This is a genomic window from Pandoraea apista, assembly GCF_001465595.2.
Taxonomy (GTDB): domain Bacteria; phylum Pseudomonadota; class Gammaproteobacteria; order Burkholderiales; family Burkholderiaceae; genus Pandoraea; species Pandoraea apista.
Window position 1 is genome coordinate 3,238,234 of record NZ_CP013481.2, and the last position, 17,284, is coordinate 3,255,517.

Annotated in this window: 19 protein-coding genes and 2 pseudogenes; 13 read left to right on the forward strand and 8 right to left on the reverse strand. The window is 58.2% G+C overall.

Features of this window, described 5'->3' with window-relative positions:
- Positions 1–41 precede the first annotated feature (41 nt).
- The 7 genes from AT395_RS14780 to AT395_RS25605 all read left to right on the forward strand — a co-directional run bounded on the left by AT395_RS14780 (position 42) and on the right by AT395_RS25605 (position 5,515).
- Entirely contained in the window at positions 42–1,262 is a 1,221-nt protein-coding gene (locus AT395_RS14780; RefSeq protein ID WP_052765648.1) for a glycosyltransferase family 87 protein, read from the forward strand.
- Positions 1,263–1,348: 86 nt separating this feature from the next.
- Positions 1,349–1,738, forward strand: coding sequence for a DUF2946 domain-containing protein (locus AT395_RS14785; protein ID WP_048629585.1), 390 nt, complete (start codon positions 1,349–1,351; stop codon positions 1,736–1,738).
- Positions 1,739–1,933: 195 nt separating this feature from the next.
- Positions 1,934–4,063: a TonB-dependent receptor gene (locus AT395_RS14790; protein WP_048629586.1), complete on the forward strand. Its 2,130-nt coding sequence runs from the start codon at positions 1,934–1,936 to the stop codon at positions 4,061–4,063.
- Positions 4,064–4,482: 419 nt separating this feature from the next.
- Positions 4,483–4,695 (forward strand): cold-shock protein, encoded by a 213-nt coding sequence (locus AT395_RS14795; RefSeq protein WP_010808134.1) that lies wholly within the window; start codon positions 4,483–4,485, stop codon positions 4,693–4,695.
- Positions 4,696–4,775: 80 nt separating this feature from the next.
- Complete coding sequence (locus tag AT395_RS14800; protein ID WP_042116287.1) at positions 4,776–5,057, forward strand: hypothetical protein; 282 nt, start codon at positions 4,776–4,778, stop codon at positions 5,055–5,057.
- 7 nt (positions 5,058–5,064) lie between these two features.
- Positions 5,065–5,259 carry a hypothetical protein gene (locus AT395_RS25600; RefSeq protein ID WP_124988585.1) on the forward strand — a complete coding sequence of 65 codons (195 nt, stop codon included), beginning with the start codon at positions 5,065–5,067 and terminating at the stop codon, positions 5,257–5,259.
- A 58-nt stretch (positions 5,260–5,317) separates the two neighbouring features.
- Positions 5,318–5,515, forward strand: a complete 198-nt coding sequence (locus tag AT395_RS25605) for a hypothetical protein (protein ID WP_010808136.1) — start codon at positions 5,318–5,320, stop codon at positions 5,513–5,515.
- Positions 5,516–5,873: 358 nt separating this feature from the next.
- Here AT395_RS25605 and AT395_RS14805 read toward each other — a convergent pair.
- Positions 5,874–6,062: pseudogene (locus tag AT395_RS14805) on the reverse strand (integrase core domain-containing protein); the annotation flags it as partial.
- A 217-nt stretch (positions 6,063–6,279) separates the two neighbouring features.
- On the opposite strand from AT395_RS14805, the gene AT395_RS14810 reads away from it, so the two are divergent.
- Entirely contained in the window at positions 6,280–7,431 is a 1,152-nt protein-coding gene (locus AT395_RS14810; protein WP_048629587.1) for an acyltransferase family protein, read from the forward strand.
- Between the two features lie 35 nt (positions 7,432–7,466).
- Here AT395_RS14810 and AT395_RS14815 read toward each other — a convergent pair.
- A pseudogene (locus tag AT395_RS14815) lies at positions 7,467–8,629 on the reverse strand (IS3 family transposase).
- Positions 8,630–8,893: 264 nt separating this feature from the next.
- Positions 8,894–9,382 carry a hypothetical protein gene (locus tag AT395_RS14825; protein ID WP_042116290.1) on the reverse strand — a complete coding sequence of 163 codons (489 nt, stop codon included), beginning with the start codon at positions 9,380–9,382 and terminating at the stop codon, positions 8,894–8,896.
- Between the two features lie 557 nt (positions 9,383–9,939).
- Between AT395_RS14825 and AT395_RS26235 the strand changes: the two genes are divergently transcribed.
- Positions 9,940–10,074 (forward strand): hypothetical protein, encoded by a 135-nt coding sequence (locus AT395_RS26235; RefSeq protein WP_257787201.1) that lies wholly within the window; start codon positions 9,940–9,942, stop codon positions 10,072–10,074.
- Positions 10,075–10,129: 55 nt separating this feature from the next.
- Positions 10,130–10,294: a hypothetical protein gene (locus tag AT395_RS25610; protein WP_156219762.1), complete on the forward strand. Its 165-nt coding sequence runs from the start codon at positions 10,130–10,132 to the stop codon at positions 10,292–10,294.
- A gap of 40 nt (positions 10,295–10,334) precedes the next feature.
- Here the strand turns inward: AT395_RS25610 and AT395_RS14830 are convergent, their stop codons facing one another.
- Complete coding sequence (locus AT395_RS14830) at positions 10,335–10,565, reverse strand: hypothetical protein (protein WP_048629589.1); 231 nt, start codon at positions 10,563–10,565, stop codon at positions 10,335–10,337.
- A gap of 32 nt (positions 10,566–10,597) precedes the next feature.
- On the opposite strand from AT395_RS14830, the gene AT395_RS25320 reads away from it, so the two are divergent.
- The 3 genes from AT395_RS25320 to AT395_RS26140 all read left to right on the forward strand — a co-directional run bounded on the left by AT395_RS25320 (position 10,598) and on the right by AT395_RS26140 (position 13,183).
- On the forward strand, positions 10,598–10,855 hold the full coding sequence (locus tag AT395_RS25320; protein ID WP_048629590.1) for a class I SAM-dependent methyltransferase: 258 nt from the start codon (positions 10,598–10,600) through the stop codon (positions 10,853–10,855).
- An 83-nt stretch (positions 10,856–10,938) separates the two neighbouring features.
- Entirely contained in the window at positions 10,939–11,112 is a 174-nt protein-coding gene (locus tag AT395_RS25325) for an integrase (RefSeq protein WP_231606157.1), read from the forward strand.
- A gap of 637 nt (positions 11,113–11,749) precedes the next feature.
- On the forward strand, positions 11,750–13,183 hold the full coding sequence (locus tag AT395_RS26140) for a hypothetical protein (protein WP_048629591.1): 1,434 nt from the start codon (positions 11,750–11,752) through the stop codon (positions 13,181–13,183).
- Positions 13,184–13,293: 110 nt separating this feature from the next.
- On the opposite strand, the gene AT395_RS14845 is transcribed toward AT395_RS26140, so the two are convergent.
- The 4 genes from AT395_RS14845 to AT395_RS14860 all read right to left on the reverse strand — a co-directional run bounded on the left by AT395_RS14845 (position 13,294) and on the right by AT395_RS14860 (position 17,254).
- A complete protein-coding gene (locus AT395_RS14845) occupies positions 13,294–15,879 on the reverse strand; it encodes a hypothetical protein (RefSeq protein ID WP_174554642.1) in 2,586 nt (861 codons plus the stop codon).
- Between the two features lie 28 nt (positions 15,880–15,907).
- Positions 15,908–16,207 (reverse strand): hypothetical protein, encoded by a 300-nt coding sequence (locus tag AT395_RS14850; RefSeq protein WP_048629592.1) that lies wholly within the window; start codon positions 16,205–16,207, stop codon positions 15,908–15,910.
- A 424-nt stretch (positions 16,208–16,631) separates the two neighbouring features.
- Entirely contained in the window at positions 16,632–16,916 is a 285-nt protein-coding gene (locus tag AT395_RS14855) for a hypothetical protein (protein WP_048629593.1), read from the reverse strand.
- A gap of 119 nt (positions 16,917–17,035) precedes the next feature.
- Entirely contained in the window at positions 17,036–17,254 is a 219-nt protein-coding gene (locus AT395_RS14860) for a hypothetical protein (protein ID WP_048629594.1), read from the reverse strand.
- Between the last annotated feature and the right edge of the window lie 30 nt (positions 17,255–17,284).

The window sequence follows — 17,284 nt, forward strand, 5'->3', positions numbered from 1 at the left end:
GCATCCGCGTCAGACCTCATCCATCATCAGCCGATGTGCCTATGCAAATCGCCGACAGTGAGATTGCCAAAGGGGTTGCGCGGCAAAAGCCAGGGTGGCTCACGCGCGAGCGAGTGGTGGTATATAGCGCCGCGTTGCTGTTGTGCCAACTGCTCGTACTCGGAATCTGGGCGGTACGCTGGATGCTGCATGAGCCCGGCGTCCCCCCGATGGGCGTGGACTTCCGGGTATTCTGGAGCGCGTCGTATCTGTCGCTGCACGACAGCCCGATGGCCGCGTTCGACTTACTCAAGATCGCCGACGTCGAGGACAGCATGTTCCCCGGCCATTACGCGCCGTGGGTCTATCCCCCGACGTTCCAGTTGCTGGTCTACCCACTCGCCCTCCTTCCCTACGCCCTGTCTTACGTGAGCTTCTGCGCCTTTGGCCTAGCTTGCATGCTGTTGGCGTTTCCGCCTGAGGGCAAGCGCGGATCGTTGCCGTGGGTCGCCGTTGCGGCCTTCCCGGGTATCTGGATCGCAACGGCGCACGGCCAGAACTCGCTAGTGAGCGCCGCGCTGGCCGCCGGCGCACTTGGCTTGCTGGAGCGCCGTCCGTACTTGGCCGGCATTTGCGCCGGCATGCTGACATTCAAGCCCCAACTGGCCGTGCTCTTTCCGCTACTGTTCGTCTGTGGACGGCATTGGCGAGCACTGCTTGCGATGACGGTGAGCGCAGTGCTCTTCGTCACCGTCAGCACCCTGATCTTCGGCATACCGCTCTGGCTCAGGTTCTTCGAGGCGGCGTCGTGGTTCAACGCCACCGTCATCGACAATGTTTCCGGCGGTGTCATGCGGGCAATGCCTTCGGTATTCGCCACCGTGCGACGCCTCGGCGGCAGCGTGCCGGTGGCGTACACCGTGCATGCGATCGTTGCAATTCCGGTGGTATTGGCAACCCTCCGCCTTTGGGCTCGCAAGGCTCGCTTCGACGCCCGAGCAGCGGCCGCCGTCATCGCCACACTGATGATCCAGCCGTATATCCTGCACTACGATCTGGCGTGGCTGTTGCTGCCGATCGTCTATCTGTGTCGTGACCGGGCAACCCGAGACGCCTGGACCTACCGCGAGCGTGTCATCGTATGCCTCGCCTGGTGTCTGCCATTGCTCTCGCTGCTGCCGTCCTACTTTCCCGCGATATTGCAGCCGGGCGTTCTGGTGCTACCGGCGCTGTTCATTGTCACGATCGCGACAAATTGCAGTAAGGCGTCGCATCCCTTGTGAAATGTGTTGGCATAACGAAGTGATTTTCCGGATGGCGTGATAGCATCCGGGCTCGTCGTCACGAACGCGGCACCCTGCCGCGCACCATGAACATGCCGGTATGGTCACGCAGCAAACGCATTGCATGGGCGGGCCTCGCCGCCATGTGGATGCTGCTTTGCTCGCCGCTGATCAGTCAATATCTGCGTGCCCATCCGTCGTCCCTCGATGACGCCTTGTCGGGCACGTTCTGTACGAGTCTTGACGAAACGGCGGTGCGGGGACAGCACACGCCGGTATCTCACGGCACAGGTGCGAGCGCCGCCTGCGGGTATTGTTCGCTACTCGCCCACACGCCGCCGCTTCCGCCCGCTACGCTCACGCTGGCCGACATTCGTCTCGGCAATGAGCGTCTCGCGGCGTCTCCGGCGGTTATCGTCACTGGTGCGCCGCGCCGTCTCACGCCGCCCTCGCGCGCACCTCCTCCTCACGCCTGAGCATCCCCTTGCCATTCGCTGCATGTTCGTCGCACGTCACTTGTTGAGGTCGACAACCGGCGCCTTGGCCATGCCCTAAGACCCGAAGACACGCTGTTGCCCGTAAAGGGCGACGGCCTGCGCGCGTTTGCCCGTTGTCGCGCCGAGCGACGCGAGGGTGCATGCGTGCTCGACCACACCAGACAAGACAGAGTCATGAAAACGTCATTCCCTGTGCGCACCGCCGTGGCGGCGGCCATCGGCACGCTATGCACTTTTGCTCAAGCGGCGGACAACAACGAAAACGCCTCGCAAAGCGTTGATTTGCCCGCCACGCAGGTGCAGGCAGCCAGTGCCACACCGCTCGACGAACCGGTTCAGACCGGCAGCCGGCTGGGCCTTTCGATCAAGGAAACACCCGCCAGCGTAGAGGTCATCGACCGCCAGCAACTGGCGGAGCGCGGCGATGCCAGCATCATTGATGCGGTGAGTCGTGCGACTGGCATCAATGCCTCGCCCCATCCCGGCAACGGCGGTTCGGAACTCGGGGCCCGCGGCTTCGTGGGCAACGCGTCGGTCACGCAGCTCTACGACGGCGTACGGCCGTACGGCGCCATCGGCGTCACGTTTCCGTTCGACACCTGGTCGGTCGAGCGAATCGAAGTGTTGCGAGGCCCGGCCTCGGTCATTTACGGCGAAGGCGCCATCGGCGGTGTGGTCAACATCGTGCCCAGGAAGCCCGAGCAGGCGCCCGTCGAAAATGAGATTCAACTCGGGATCGGCACTGAAAGCACCGGACGCGCTGCGTTTGGCAGCGGCGGTGCGATCAACGACAAGCTTTCTTATCGCTTCGACGCCAGCGCCAATCGATCCGACAACTGGGTGGCCCGGGGAGATTCGCGCAATGCCTCGTTCTCGGCAGCCGTCAAATACGATTTCACGCCGCGCTTCTCCGTCACGGCCTCGCTCGCCGAGGGCAATCAGCATCCGATGCAGTACTTCGGCGTGCCGCTGGTCGGTGGCCGCCTCGACCCCGCGACCTATAAGCAGAATTACAACGTCGACGATGCGCTGATCACTTACCGCGACAGTTGGGCAACGCTGGCGGCTTCCTGGCGGCCAACGGATCAGGTGACGATCACCAGTACGCTGTACCGCGTGAAGAGTCAGCGGCATTGGAAAGACGCCGAGTACTACACGTACTTGCCATCATCCGGACTCGTTCAGCGCAGCAGCTATACGGAAATCCTGCACGACCAGGAGCAGATCGGCAACGTGACGAGCGCGACACTCAAGGGGCATGTGTTCGGTATGGAGAACACAGTCTCTACAGGCTTTGAGTTCAATCACACCACGTTTCAGCATACGAACAACTCGCCCTACTCGGGCACGTCGCTCGTGGATCTCTACGACCCGGCCCCTGGGGGGTTCATCAACGTGGCGGGCACCTATCCCAAGTACCGGTCCCAAGCGAATCAGTACGCGTTCTTCGCGGAAGATCGCTTGAAGGTGACGTCGCGTTGGTCCGTGGTCGGTGGCGTGCGTTACGACCACGCGAGCATCAACCGGGACGACCTTGTCACGGGTGCGGCGTTCTCGAAAGATCTCGGCTATACGGGCTGGCGTGTGGGCACCGTCTACGACGTCACGGCCCATACGAGCGTATACGGACAGTATTCCGTGGCCGCCGATCCCATCAGTTCATTGCTGATGCTCACGGCCAGCAAAGCGAAGTTCGATCTGGCGACCGGCAAGCAGATCGAGTTGGGGGTGAAACAGGATTGGCTCGACGGGCGTATCGACGGCACGCTGTCCGTGTACCGTATCGTCAAGAACAACCTGCTGTCGGTCGATCCGCTCAACCCGTCGCAGAGCTTGCAGGTGGGGCAACAATCGTCGCGCGGTGTCGAGCTGACGCTGGGGGCGCAGGTGACCCGCGACATCCGGATCGATGTCAACGGTACGCTGTTGCGCGCCAAGTACGACGAATTCGACGAGAGCGTGGGCGGCGTTTCGGTATCGCGCGCCGGGAACATTCCGGTCAACGTGCCTCAGCAGATGGCAAACCTTTGGATGCATTGGCGCTTTGCGCCGGCGTGGACGGCCAGCGGTGGGCTCAAGTACGTTGGCAAGCGGTACGCCGACACAGCGAATACGCTCGCGCTGCCGTCCTACACGACAGTCGATCTGGCGCTGGCGTGGAAGCCGCGTCGCGACCTCACCTTGACCGGGCGTGTCTACAACGTCTTCAATCGCCATTACGTGCAGACCGCGTACTACAACAATACCCAATGGCTGCTCGGCAACGACCGGCGGGCCGAACTGGTGATGCTCTATCGCTTCTGAGCACTATGTCCGCAGGCGGCGGGGTTTCGCGCTGCCGCACCAATATCGTGCGGCGGCAGCGACAGCGCTCGGGCGGGTGGCTTCGCGAGCGCCGCGCGAGACGCACAACCGGCAAGCAGAAACCGCTTTTTCGTGAAAGGCCGACGATGACCCGCCTCGGAGTGGCATGTTTGTTACCCCGTGATGGCGACTCATCGCGTGCATGAGACATTCACGACACGCGCCGAAAACTGTTGTTTTGTCGTTCAAATCCGCGTATAAGTATGTGATCGAACATCAAGTCTGACTTTTATCGATCCAGCGTCGATCTCATCGATCTTTGCGAGACACTTCCGATCTCTGAATTTCTTGTTTGTCCGCCACTGGCGACGACCTACGCATTTCGCGATGGCTGCGCGCCGGGAAAACCAGGAGTTCGCATGAGTACCGGGATTGTTAAGTGGTTCAACGATAGCAAGGGTTTTGGCTTCATCAAGCCGGATGACGGTGGCGACGATCTGTTCGCACATTTTTCGGAGATTCAGCCGCAAGGGCGTACTGAATTCCGGAGCCTTCAAGAAAATCAGCACGTCTCATTTGACGTCACGCGCGGCCCGAAGGGCTTGCAGGCTTCGAACATCAAGCCAACCTAATTAATCCCCTTTGCGGTTCCCTCATATCAGCGCCGCTACGCGCATCGTGATGTGCTGGGACTCGCACAGCCGGAGGCAGTATGGCTTACGTAATCCCGTTTTACCGGGGCTTCCGCCTAGAGACATTCGTTTTCCGTCATCAGGACGCTGGCTCGTTCAAGCGACAGCACGACCGCACGTTCGAGGTCTCCGTTCGCATCTCCCGAACCACGCTGGAAGATCCGGCGCAGTCGACCGACCCCAAAGTCTTTCGCCTTGAGAGTCTGCCGTTCGACTCCATTGGAGAGGCGCGACGCGCGGGGAACAGCTACGCACAGTCGCTGATTGACGACATCGTCAGCGACGGTCCCACCAAAGCCTGAGGTTGCCATGGCCATCGCCCCGCACTGGTTTCTTTACGCCGGGTATGTGCCGTCGGACACCACCCGATTTTTCTCTGTCGCCGCCGTGTCGTATGCCATTGGCCTGAGCCGCAGAAGTCTCGCAAGCCAATTGGCGCAGCACCGCCGAATCGCCAGATGGTTTTGCCTGCCCGGTAACGGCGAGTACAAATCGCCCAATTGAGAAGCACGCTTGTCAAAGAAGGCCCTAAGGGTCCATAGAACTTTTACAGGAGCATGTCATGCTCACCCTCTCGACGCAGGCCATCACCGTCGCACTTCAGCGAATCGCAGAAAAGAGCGCCAAACAGCCCTCCGATGCGGTCATCAATGCCCTTCTTGCCCGCGAACTGATCCACCGGGTCGGAAAGCACTTCGAGCCGACGCAATTCGGTCGGTCATATTGCCGTAACGCTTACGCGGTGCGGCCCTCGTGGTGAGGTGGTGGCGATCCACTTGAGATCGTCGTCCCACCGGTCCATCGTCCCGTAATTCCGCAGTCCGCTGACGGGATCAGGTAGCGCGTTCGCCGAACGTCCCCCAATGGCGGCTCGGGTGCTCACGCTTGGCGGGGACTTCTCTCAGCAATCATCGACAACGGTCGCTCACCCGGCGCCGGAGAATGGGGCATCGGTGTTATCGATGCCCCTACTGCCGTTACGGCATTAATACCTTGTCCACATGGTGGATGACGCGTCCGATTGCATGACGTCTCTGATCGTCGCGCGAGCGATGTCGCCTTTGTTGTCGGTAACGGTAGACCTGACTGACATTCTCGTACCCAAGGCGTCTAGAGAATCACGGTCCCAATGGTTGAACTACGTTGCTAACCCGGCGGAATTCGGCCGGGGTCAGGTACTGCAAACTCGAATGCGGGCGCACCTCGTTGTCGTGAGTACACCAGTCCTCGATCACGATCTTCGCTTCAATCCGATTGCGAAACCACTCCATCGCTAAACACTCATCACGGAATTCTCCGTTCAGCGAAGCACATGGTCACGACCGACCAGGCCCTTGGCCACCTCAGGCACCGTGTCCCGATCTGCTTCCGAAGTATTCGCACAACCTGTTCGTCGCTGTACCGGCTTTTCTTCATGCCAACTCCTCGTCTGAGCTGAGGAGCCATTATCTCTAGACTTGATCGGTATGAATTTTTCGGGACAGGTCAGGTTAAAATCCGGCACCAATTATTCTAAGCGTTGAAATGATCTATTCGGTCCAGTGTCTGCGGGGGATAGCTGCCCTGCTCGTTGTGATGTACCACTATCGTGATTTTCTTGACGGCGTGTATGCTCAGGGCGACTTGGGACAACTGCTTTTCAGGAATGGGCATGCAGGCGTTGATCTGTTCTTCATGATCAGCGGGTTCATCATCGTGTTTTCGACCCAACGAGACGACGGGCAGCGCCTTATTTCATTTGTGGTTAAGCGGGCATTTCGCATATATCCGCTCCTCATCATCTGTGTAATCGCATTTTTTTTTGTGAATACCCCGCCAGAAATCATGAGTGAGAGGGCATCAGTAGCTCGACTGTTGAAATCGCTCATCCCGCTCAATTCGGACTATAACGGCCAAGCCCCGTTCTTCGGATACAACCTGCTCGGGCCAGCATGGACCTTGTCCTACGAAATGTACTTCTACGCAGCATTCGCCATCTCAATCACGATGAGTCACAGATACCGAGTCGCCATTTGCTCAATATTGCTGTTAGCGATCGGACTTGGCCTTCAGTTCAAATTCAACGGCGCCATAAATCTTGATCCATTTGTGCCACTACAGCACACCGCATCGAACTCGTTTAACGGGCATTTGCAAGTTCTCGCGTCTCCTATGATCTACGAGTTCATCGTTGGGATGCTACTTGCCGCGGCATTCCCTCACATTCACAAAATCAGCGCACTCACATCGGGAAACCGCCCCAAGATTCTGCTTTGGTGCGCATGCGTCACTGTTGGCGCGCTTCTGCTTACCCACGTCCCCTATCAGCATGGCGTTCTAGGGTTTGGGGCATGGGGATTGTTTGTGCTCACCGCATCGTTGATTTATGAAGCAAGTACGAAACCTAAGCCTCTGCCAGTACTCTTGTTTTTTGGTGAGATTTCGTACTCACTGTATTTAGTGCACATGATTGTTTGGCGAGCGTGGGACGCTCATCGGACTATGTTGCCAAGCTACCTGAATGGCTTACCTCTTCTTGCGTTAATGCTGGGAACTTCCATTCTCTCGGCATATGGTTTGCACGTTGTGATCGAAAAACCAGCAATCCGTTTTGCTCGTCGGCTCCTATCCAAAATATATTGCAGAACTCTGCTATCTGGACATCAGCCTAACGGCAAAACCATCAACGCGTCGTAGCTGCGCTCGCAGGCGAGTCCTGCGATGTGTAGTGGTCAACCCATCCCGGACACTGCGTTAAGTTTTTCTTCTGCTACGGCAGGAGCTAGCCTGTCATTGAACTGATGCGGACGTATCCAGTTGTACCGCTGCATCAGGTAATGACTGATGTCCCGGTGAGCTTGCGGTGCCGTCATATATCCCGTGTTCGGCACCCATTCCGTTTTCAAACTCCGGAACAAACGCTCCATTGGCGAGTTGTCCCAGCAATTGCCGCGCCGGCTCATGCTCTGCTCGATCCGGTACCGCCATAGTCGCTGGCGGAACTTGCGACTACCGTACTGACCACCCTGATCCGAGTGAAATTGCAGCCCTTGCGGACGCCCGCGTTGCTCGTAGGCCATATCGAGTGCCTGCACCACCAGGTCGGCGTCAGGACGAGTCGAGAACGCCCAACCGACGACACGGCGCGTGAACCGGTCCAAGACTGCGGCCAAGTAATGCCAACGGCCTTGCGCCCAAACGTACGTGATGTCGCCGCACCAGACTCGATTCGGCGCCTCCACCACAAACTGCCGATTCAGGCGATTCGGAATGTCCATGCGCTCGATGGTGGCTCGCTTGTAGGCGTGGCTGCTCGGTTGTTTGCAGATCAGTCCAAGCTCCGCCATCAATCGACTGACCTTGAAACGTCCGATGGCAATGCCTTGCTCACGCATCATTCCCACGATGCTGCGGCTGCCCGCTGAGCTACGGCTTTCGACGAACAATTCATGCACACGACTGCGTTGGGACAGACGTATCGGGTCGACACGCTGGCACCACTGACGATAGGCGTACAAGCAATATCGTGGAAGCTCGAACAGTGCGCAGAGTCAGGCTATGGGCTCACCTTTGGCGAGTTGCTCAATCAGCGCGTACGTTCGATCCCTTCCGCCATTAAGAGCGCGGTGGCTTTTTTTAAAATGGCCTTCTCGCGCTCAAGGCGATCGATGCGAGCCTCAAGCTCCTGGATACGCTGCTGCTCTGGCGTGAGGGCCTTGCTCTGAGGGGTAACACCCCGGCGCTCAAGCTGGCGCTGATCAACCCATCGGCGCAAAACGGACTCGGCAACGCCGACAGACCGGCATGCATCCACGTGGCTGTAGCCCTGATCAAGGGCCAGTGCCGCAGCGTTGCGTTTGAACTCAGGGGAAAACGATCGACGTTGTTTGGTCATCAGACGCCTCTTCATGGCGAGCATTCTCGCCTAAATGAGTGTCCGGAGGGATTAGACCACTACACTTTCGCCTGCTCGGTCATCGAGGTGTCTGACGGCTCCTGCAATGCCCGCTTCGGCGGGCACCTTCAAGAGAGCAGATCCGCGTCGGCGCGGCGACGTTAAATAGCCCGTATCCCTCTTCCCCGATCTGATCAGGATCTCGGGTCTGCTCTCTTGAGGGTGAATGCTAAGGTATCGAGGCAATGTCAGGCGCTCGAATACCTATTTCAACTGGTCCCTCAGCTTCTGCTTCACATGCTCGGCCAGCGATACGAGGTTGTTACCGTATTCTGATTTTCCATCCAGGATCGTTGCCTCATTCGCAAGCCCCTCGGCTTGGATTTCCTGAGTGGTCTTCCCGGCCATCGCTCCGTACTTCATCGCTGCTTCTTTGAAGCCCTTCTGACTGAGGATCCAACCTGCCAGAACGAGTTGCTCCTTGTCATAGTTTTCTTTGAAGGCGGGAATCGCGCCCGCGATGACTGCCAAGGGCTCCGTGAGCAGCTTTTCGTAGTACTCGACCTTTTCGCGCAGCAGGTTGTAACTCGCCCTGTCGATCATGCCCGCGCCGCTGAAGTCAGTCGTCGCAGCCGAGGCTCGGCGATTTGCCTCGCTCTTTAGCCGATCGATCTCCTGCTGTTTTCGTTGCAGGTCTGCGTTCTTGTAAAGGGAATCTACAAAAAGATATCCCTTGGCAAATTCGTCACTCATGAGACGCCCTTCGTCTTAATTTCGGCGAAGCTCATCTTACTACAACGATGTCCATTCTCCTGATACTGCTGCCGCTCCCCTGGGCGCGAGCGGCGGCTTACCCGCGCCCTCCCCGCTCGACGCGGCGGCGCATTCGATCAACGACTAACCCGCGGTGCCTATGGACTACGGCTAGGGGCGCTAAATGCGCCCACTTCATTCAGTGACCGCCCCAGTGCGGCACCGACGTTAGAGCCCGACGAAACGCGGCACGGGATCAAAGTTGCCCGATGGCTGGAGGAGTGCCCGCCCTCTTTACGCCAGATGACGGCGCCCAAAGTTGACCGGTAGTAGAGCGAGCCTGACTGCTCACAGGCCCATGGCGGACATGGTTAAAGCCACATCGCCCCGGTGTTCTGCCGGGGTGTTCATTACCTCTCTGGAGGATTCCCATGTTTGATCTTTCGATCAGCCAGTATCACGCTGGCTGGCACGACGCTATGCGCGGCGAGCCATGCCGATCCACCGATCTCGCGTACCGCCTCGGCTATCGCGACACTTCCCACTGAGGCCCGCGCATGCTTGATCGCATCCTGATCTTGACCGTCAACGGCGCCGACAAGTGGATTCGCGCTCACCAGCCGGCCGCCTGGACGATCTGGGGCGCTCTCCTCGTCGTATGCCTCTATGTGAGGTGGAAGCATGGCGTATGACGTCTGCCGCAAAACGAGCCGCTGACGGCCGCGCGTAGAAGAGCTGCGCCCTCTCATGAATCACCAGCCGTCCCGGCTTCCTTCCAGACCAGGCTCCCCGCGCGTCCGCGAGGAGTTCGAAGCCAGGCAGGCGCGCCGCGACGCTCTCGAAAAACACGCGCCCATCCTGATTACCGCCCTCGCCTTCTTCATCAAGGCCATCGCTCAACCTGACGAGTAAGCGCCGCCTCGCGGGCAACAGAGGAGCGGAAATCGTGAAATTACGACGCCCCATTTAGCCGATCAAGCGACTTGCACACCTCAGCGATGATGCTGTTCGCCACATCCTGCTCGGATTGATCCTTCGCCAACTGGCGCTGGCCCTGCGCCTTCGGAAACGGTCGGCCAGTGGCGTGTTCCGTAACCGTAACGAGTATTCGCCATTGCGTTGGGCACTCGTCAACGGTGACGTATATCTCAAAGCCATTGTGATGCAGGTGATGAACCGCCATACCGGTCTCCTTCCGTTTCGAGGAATCCGAGCATGATCAGAGATCAGTTCATTCTCGACATTTCCGACAAGTTGATCATCGATAACTTCGCCGGCGGCGGTGCGAGCTGCGGCATTGAGCTGGCGCTCAGCCGCCACGTCGACCACGCGATCAACCATGATCCCGAGGCCGTCGCCATGCACGCGATGCCCCCCCCGCAGACCGAGCATCACTGCGAATCTGTGTGGGACGTCGAGGCGAGCGATTCTCGGGTTCTCATCAAGTGCGGAAGCTGTGGAATTCGGCACTGAAACGCGCGGGCGTGCGATACAGAAACCCATATCAAACCCGACACATATACGCGCCAATGATACTGTCGGCGGGCGAACACCCGATGTGGGTGGCGAAGCAAATGGGGCATGCGGACTGGACGATGATCGCGCGCGTCTACGGCCGATGGATGCCGACGGCGGACTTGAAGGCGGGGGATAAAGCCGTTGAGAAGTTCGCCAAAAATGCTGGCACGGATGCTGGCATTTCTGGAGAAAAACAGGCAAAAACCGGCTAGATTTTTGCCAGCCTCAAAATAAAACCCGATGATTTATAAGGGTTTTTTGGTGCGAGGAAGGGGACTCGAACCCCAATCCAAGCACCTTCATGCCCAATGAAATCAGTGACTTAGCTTGAGTGCGTCACGTCGAAAGACAAGCGTGGGTGACACAGGGAAACTGATTGTATCACGCAGGCTGCGCGGTCGCGTGGAGTGGTCATGAAAAGACATCGCCAATTGATTACTCACGTTCGACGCACAAGAAAATCGCTCACTCAATGGCAGGTTAGTGGACAGACTCGATCAATCAAGCGCCTACGAACGTCTTCCGGAATTTTCAACAGCCTACCAGCCATCAATAGACCATGCCGTATTGGTTGTTTGCGCCCCCCTAGACGAAGCCGCGATGCAGTGTAGCTGCCGATTGCTCGACTGCTCGCTGCGCCAACATCGGCAGCGCTCAGCCTCGAAATCTTCACAGATTCGTCCATAACAATAGTAGTGCTAAACTAAGCAACCTATCCGGTAAATTTCTTACTGAATTTATCAGATACTTATCTCTATTCTTGCGATTTTAAAACGCTGGAAATGTGACTCACCAACAATAATCCGGCGACACGACAACGCACGATTCACAAAGTGAACGGGGGCTCCTTTGGCAAAAGTAAAAAATCCCATCCTATTCTCAACGCATTTTGGAATAGACCCAGCCGCCTTTGAGGAGGCTGGCCTAATAGACCCATTCCTAAACGTCGATACTCAGTTGTTCATCGATCCGGTTTTGCTCGAAAAGTCATCACACTCTGAGATTAGCAAGGAGGCCCTCGCAGCTTTCCATGAGCATTTCTCAAAGTTCATTCGACTATTGGATATATCGGAGAAGGAGGGGGATGCCGCGTGGAAAGGTGCACGTAAGTTACTTGACCTCAGTGAGCCGCCCGACAATGGGCTTGGTTACGGCGGAAGTCGACGCGGAGGGGCATCGAGGCCGGATGCTATACGCGAAGCGATCATGCGGACGTCGAAGGACATTATCCGACTCGGGAGTAAAGACCCAGACATGTTGGGGTTGATGGGTTTTTTCGAGGAGAACGTCGGCCCTGACACCATCAGCGACTTTACGACGAGGGTAATAGTCGAGGCGCTGTCTCGAATTACTGAAGAATTCTGCAAAGTGCACGGCGTTCCCACCAGCCATGGAAACGGCGAGTCGAGATACGGCCTTCCATCCTTTGATCTTGGCGATGGGAGGGTACGGACGGTGATCTTGGTGCCTCAGGACATCGTCAGAGAACTGCCAATAGCAAACGATTTTTCAGAAGTCTATGCAGCCATTGAAGCGACCAATAGAATCCGTGATCGAGTTAATGCTTTTTTAGGGTTGGCAGCAAAGACGTCATTAACAGAGAAAAAGGCCGCAGTTCGAAAAGCCGCCCTCGAATCTGAGCAGCTATTCTCCGAATTCATGGGGGCGATCAAACAGTTTGCCACGTCGTACGCGGACTCCGATGACAGCTTAGGCTACAAAAAACTGAAAGAGATTCTGTCGTCCGATCCGGATCAATACAAGAGCTCTACGAAGTTCAACTTGAATTCTGGCATCGAAGAAGTTATCAAAGTTGTCAAGGAAACGATTTCCATGTTTCAGCATCATGTTGAGAAGGGAAATTTGTGGGAGGAGCTTTGGGTCAACGGAGAGCCTAAGAAGGAGCGGGCCGCCCAGTTGATTTACTTCGCGATTGCTGACTCATTTTGCCGCGCAAATAACGTCGACATATCGCCCGAGGCGAATATGGGAGGTGGCCCCATAGATTTCAAGTTCAGCCACGGATACGAGGCGCGGGTACTTGTCGAAATGAAGCGTTCAATGGGTTCTGTGCGCCACGGATATGAAAAGCAGCTTGAACACTACAAGGACGCCGCCCGAACGTTCCATGGAATCTACGTGGTCATAGATTTCGGTGATCTCGGGGGTAAGTTGCTCGACATCCAGCAAATTCGAGCGCGGCGGATTGCTGCAGGTGAATCGGCATCGGAGATTGTGGTCATTGACGCCTCTCCAAAGGCGTCGGCCAGTAAGCGCAAATGATGCCGCAGGCCTCGCACCCTTGCGCTTGAGTACGCAGTGCGAGGTCACGTCAGGATTAACCGGCCCCGACGAGCGGTCCGTGTGTTGAAACGGATTCGCTACTTGAGCCATCAATAGACCATGCCGTATTGGTTATTCACGATGCCCTCTGCGATGCCGCGAAGCTGCGCAGCGCGTGCCGGTTGTTCAGATGCTCTCTGTGCCCGCATCTTGGCCGCTTCGGCCTCCGTGACCTTCATACGGTATCCGTAGTTCAGGGTGTACTGATTGTGCTGCGGGTCGTAGACCGCATACACGCCCGGAGGCAAGTTGTCCTTGAAGAACGCCGCAGCCTCCTTTGGATCTTTCGGGACTTCGCCGTGAATCAGTTCGCCCCGGCGTTTCCCCGGCTTCAGGTAGAAGTCAGGGTCATCGAAGTTGTTCGGCGTCTGTTCCGTGACACCCTCGTCCGCAGCACGACGCACGGCGATCTTCTGACCTCCGTGAAGGATGATGGGGTTGTCGAGGGAGTCGTGGATTTGCGAGAGGCCCGTGCCGTCCGGGCGCTTCAGGGACAGGCCAGCCGAATCGGTGACGATGCCGGGTAGCGCCTCACTGAGATCGCGGAGATCGCCCTGCGCCGTCTTGAACGGGTCTTCATACTGGCCCGCCGCATTCGCCATCGGAAACGACGAATAGATCGGCGCGTAGCCCTTCGCAGTCGAGTAAGGGTGGTCGGGGCTGGTATTGATCGGCACGCCCACAGCGCGGCCCCTACCGCCGAACGGATCGTCAATGATCTTGACTGTTCCGTTCATGCCGACCGTTGCCATGCGGGTTCCCTTGAAGACCGTCGCCGCGTTCTCCACAGCGACATCAAAGTCCACCTGCCCATTGGCTCGCTGCGCCATCAGTTGCTGGAGTACGATTCCGTGAAACTGCTGACGCATATCTGAACTCATGGACGTATTGGGGTTCCAGATGAGACCGGTTCGCCCTACGTCCGCCAGCATGGCCTTGCCCATCGCCTTGTCCACAGCAACGTCGATGTCCGCCTGCTTCTTACCGGGCAGGAGCGGTTGCCAGTTGATGGACCCGCCGTTGCCGACCTTCTCCAGTAGCTTCGCGTCCATGCCGCCATCGCGGATTGACTTGTAGACCTGTGAGACGTCGCCGTTGGTCGGGGCGAGCGCCTTGACGCCCCAGTACATCGCCGAGGCTTCATCGTCCTTGCCGAGATACTGACCGAACGCGTGGTCGCCCACTTGATCGTGGATACGGTCCATGATTCGCCACGCACGCGCGGCGCGGTCAGGACTACCCGACTTGATCGCCGAGGATAGGTCTCGTTGGATTCGAACGGGCATCGTGCCTCCCGAGATGTCCCGGATGCCCGGTGCCGTCACCCAGCCCACAAACTCAGCGCCTGCTTGATCGGACGCAAGAGGATCAGGGAGACCGGCGTTGCCTTGCATTGAGGCGTACAGCGCCGGAAATCGTTGCCCGCCGTCCTGCCCGATCTTCCGAACTAGGTACGGCTCATAGCCCGTCTTCCTTAGTTCGTCAGGATCTACGCCCAACAGCGCCGCTATCGTATTAATGTTATGCGTGCCGCGATGCCCTTGCTCGGCGAGACTAAACGCGTTGATGACTGCCTGTTGCTTCGAGGCGGCTTGCAACCCTTCTATGACATGCCCAAACTTATCGATACCGACGCCGTGGTTGGCGTCGACGCGCTGGGCTTTGTACAGCAGTTCCGCCCAATCCTGTGGGGTAGCGTTGGGATTCATCTTGAGCGCAGCGGCTGCGAGGCGAATTCCGTCCACCTCCCGCGCCGCCTGTACCGACTTGACGGTCTGGATCTGGCGCACGGCATCGTGCGACATCTTGTCGTACTCCACCGGATTGCGGTCGGCCCAGCCAGATGTCGCAAGGACGTTCAGGTAATTCAGGGCTTGCGTCTTGTTGCGCACGCTGCCCATGAAACTACCGATCATCTTGTCGGACAACGCGCGGTTGCCATGCGTTACGGCGTCCACCTGCTGCGTGAGCGTGGCGAAACCTGCCTCGGTCATCCCAAGGGGCGAGTTGATCTGGTTTGCTGCCGCGTTCTGGATCTCGACGGTCTGGTTCTGCTCCTGAGTCTGGGCGATGTGCTCCTTCGCCTGAGCGATCATCGACTGCGCCGCAGGGGCATAGCGTCCGGCGAGCGCCGCATCAAAGTCCACGTCTCCCGTGCCTGTACCGAAGAAGTCCTTGGAGACTTGCTTTGCAACGGCTTCCGGATCGACGGAGCCATCCTGCGGCATGCTGCGCAAACGTGCGGCCAATTCCTGCGTCATCTCGGACGCATGGTTCTGAGCGAACGCCTGCTGGTACGCGGCGTGATACGACTCACGCCCGTCTGCTGCGGCGTCGGGAGCCTTACCTGCCGTGTAGTCGGCAATCCCTTGCTTCTCCAGCGCCGCGTTCTCACGCTCGATGTTCGCAAGGCGGCCCTGCTCCACTGTCTGGTTGACCCGCGCCGCCGTGTTGTTCAGATTCTGGAAGAAGCCGCCGAACGAATTCGACAGGGACTGGAGCGCCGAGACTTGCCCGGACGCGTCCACACGGCCTACGGTGAATTGCTGCGGAGTCGTCGTGACACTTGGTGCCGCCGTGATGTCCGGTTGCGTCAACGGGGTATTGCGGTACTGCTGCTGTTGTTGGCCTGCCATGATTAATTTGGGGTGTAAAGGTTGACGGTTACAGGGATTCCTGCTGGGCCTTGTGGACGGCGCGTAGCTTCTCAAGCGCCTCGGCGGGACTTAGGTTGTCCCGTGCCCACGATGGGACTGGCTGGGTATCTACCAACGTAGTAGACATTGCCGTCTGTCCGGCTCGATTGATGCGCTCGATTGCGGCCTTGGCGGAATAGCTGTGTGGGTAGCCCTTCGGGTATGGGTGCTGGTGAAGCCACAGGGAATGGTTGAAAGCCTTAGACAGCCTGCGTTCTCGGCGGGCCTTGTCGGCTTCGTCCATGCCCTTGAGGTAGGCGGGGTCCATCAGACGTCGCCAACGTTCTACAGGTCGGTTCTTGGCCCGTAGGCGTCGCTTCGATTCCGTCGCGGCCTCGGGATCACTGCGATACTTCGCGACGGCGTTGGCTCTCATGCAGTCCTTGCACTTGCTCGACCAATGGCCCCGCGTCCAGACGGGGCGATCATCTCGGGTGTAAAAAGCGTCCACGGAGAGCAAGTGACGGCACTGGGAACACTGGGCGGCTGTGCGGGCTACGTGGTTCCGGGGAACGAATGGATATACGAAGGTCATGGCCTCATGTCCTTTAGGCAAAAAACACGGGACCGCATAGGCGGGCGTGTGCACGCGGTAGCGCCCGACGGGGGTATTTACTTTGGCAGTACGATTGGGGCCGGAAACGAAAAAGGCCGCTTTCGCGGCCACGGTGTATAAAACACGATGCGCTACTTCAGTGGCGACACACCTGTACGTTCGTCAGGTCGAACGGGTCGGCCTGCAAGTAGCTATCGCCGTCTTTCAAGCAATGCAGCGCGGCCACAACGTCATACGAGTGTGTGCCGCTCGCGTAACGCGACGAAGTTTTGTGTGCCCGAATAGCGCCCGTTTCAGGATCTCGGAACCAGCGGGTTCGCCGTAGGCCCAGCACTTTCGCCAGATATTCCCAATCTCCCCGGCGAATCTTGGCGGCATGGTGCGGCTCTCCAACAAGCGGGACGTACATGAACTCGTCCATGCCCCATGCTCGATGGAACAGACGCGCCCAATTGCAGCGACGCCCATTGACGCTCTCACGTTGTATGTCCTGCTCAACAGACGCCCGTACACCGTCTCTATCGGTCTCGAATGTGGCAATTAGGCCCCGGGGCTTCCCATGAGCGAGCGGGACGCCCCTGCGGGTTTGGCGGCAAACTCGCGCAGCTTCGGGACCATCTGGTCTACGTGCAGCTTCGTGATCGCGTGAATCTCATCGGCCTCTGCGCGGGCCTGCAGGGCGAATGCGGCGCGGCGTTTCATTTCCTCGTAATTGTCCTCAAGCGCGATGCGGATGTGCGACTTGTGAATGGTGGTCATGCTGGGTTGGTTCCTTGTGAAAATGTGGCT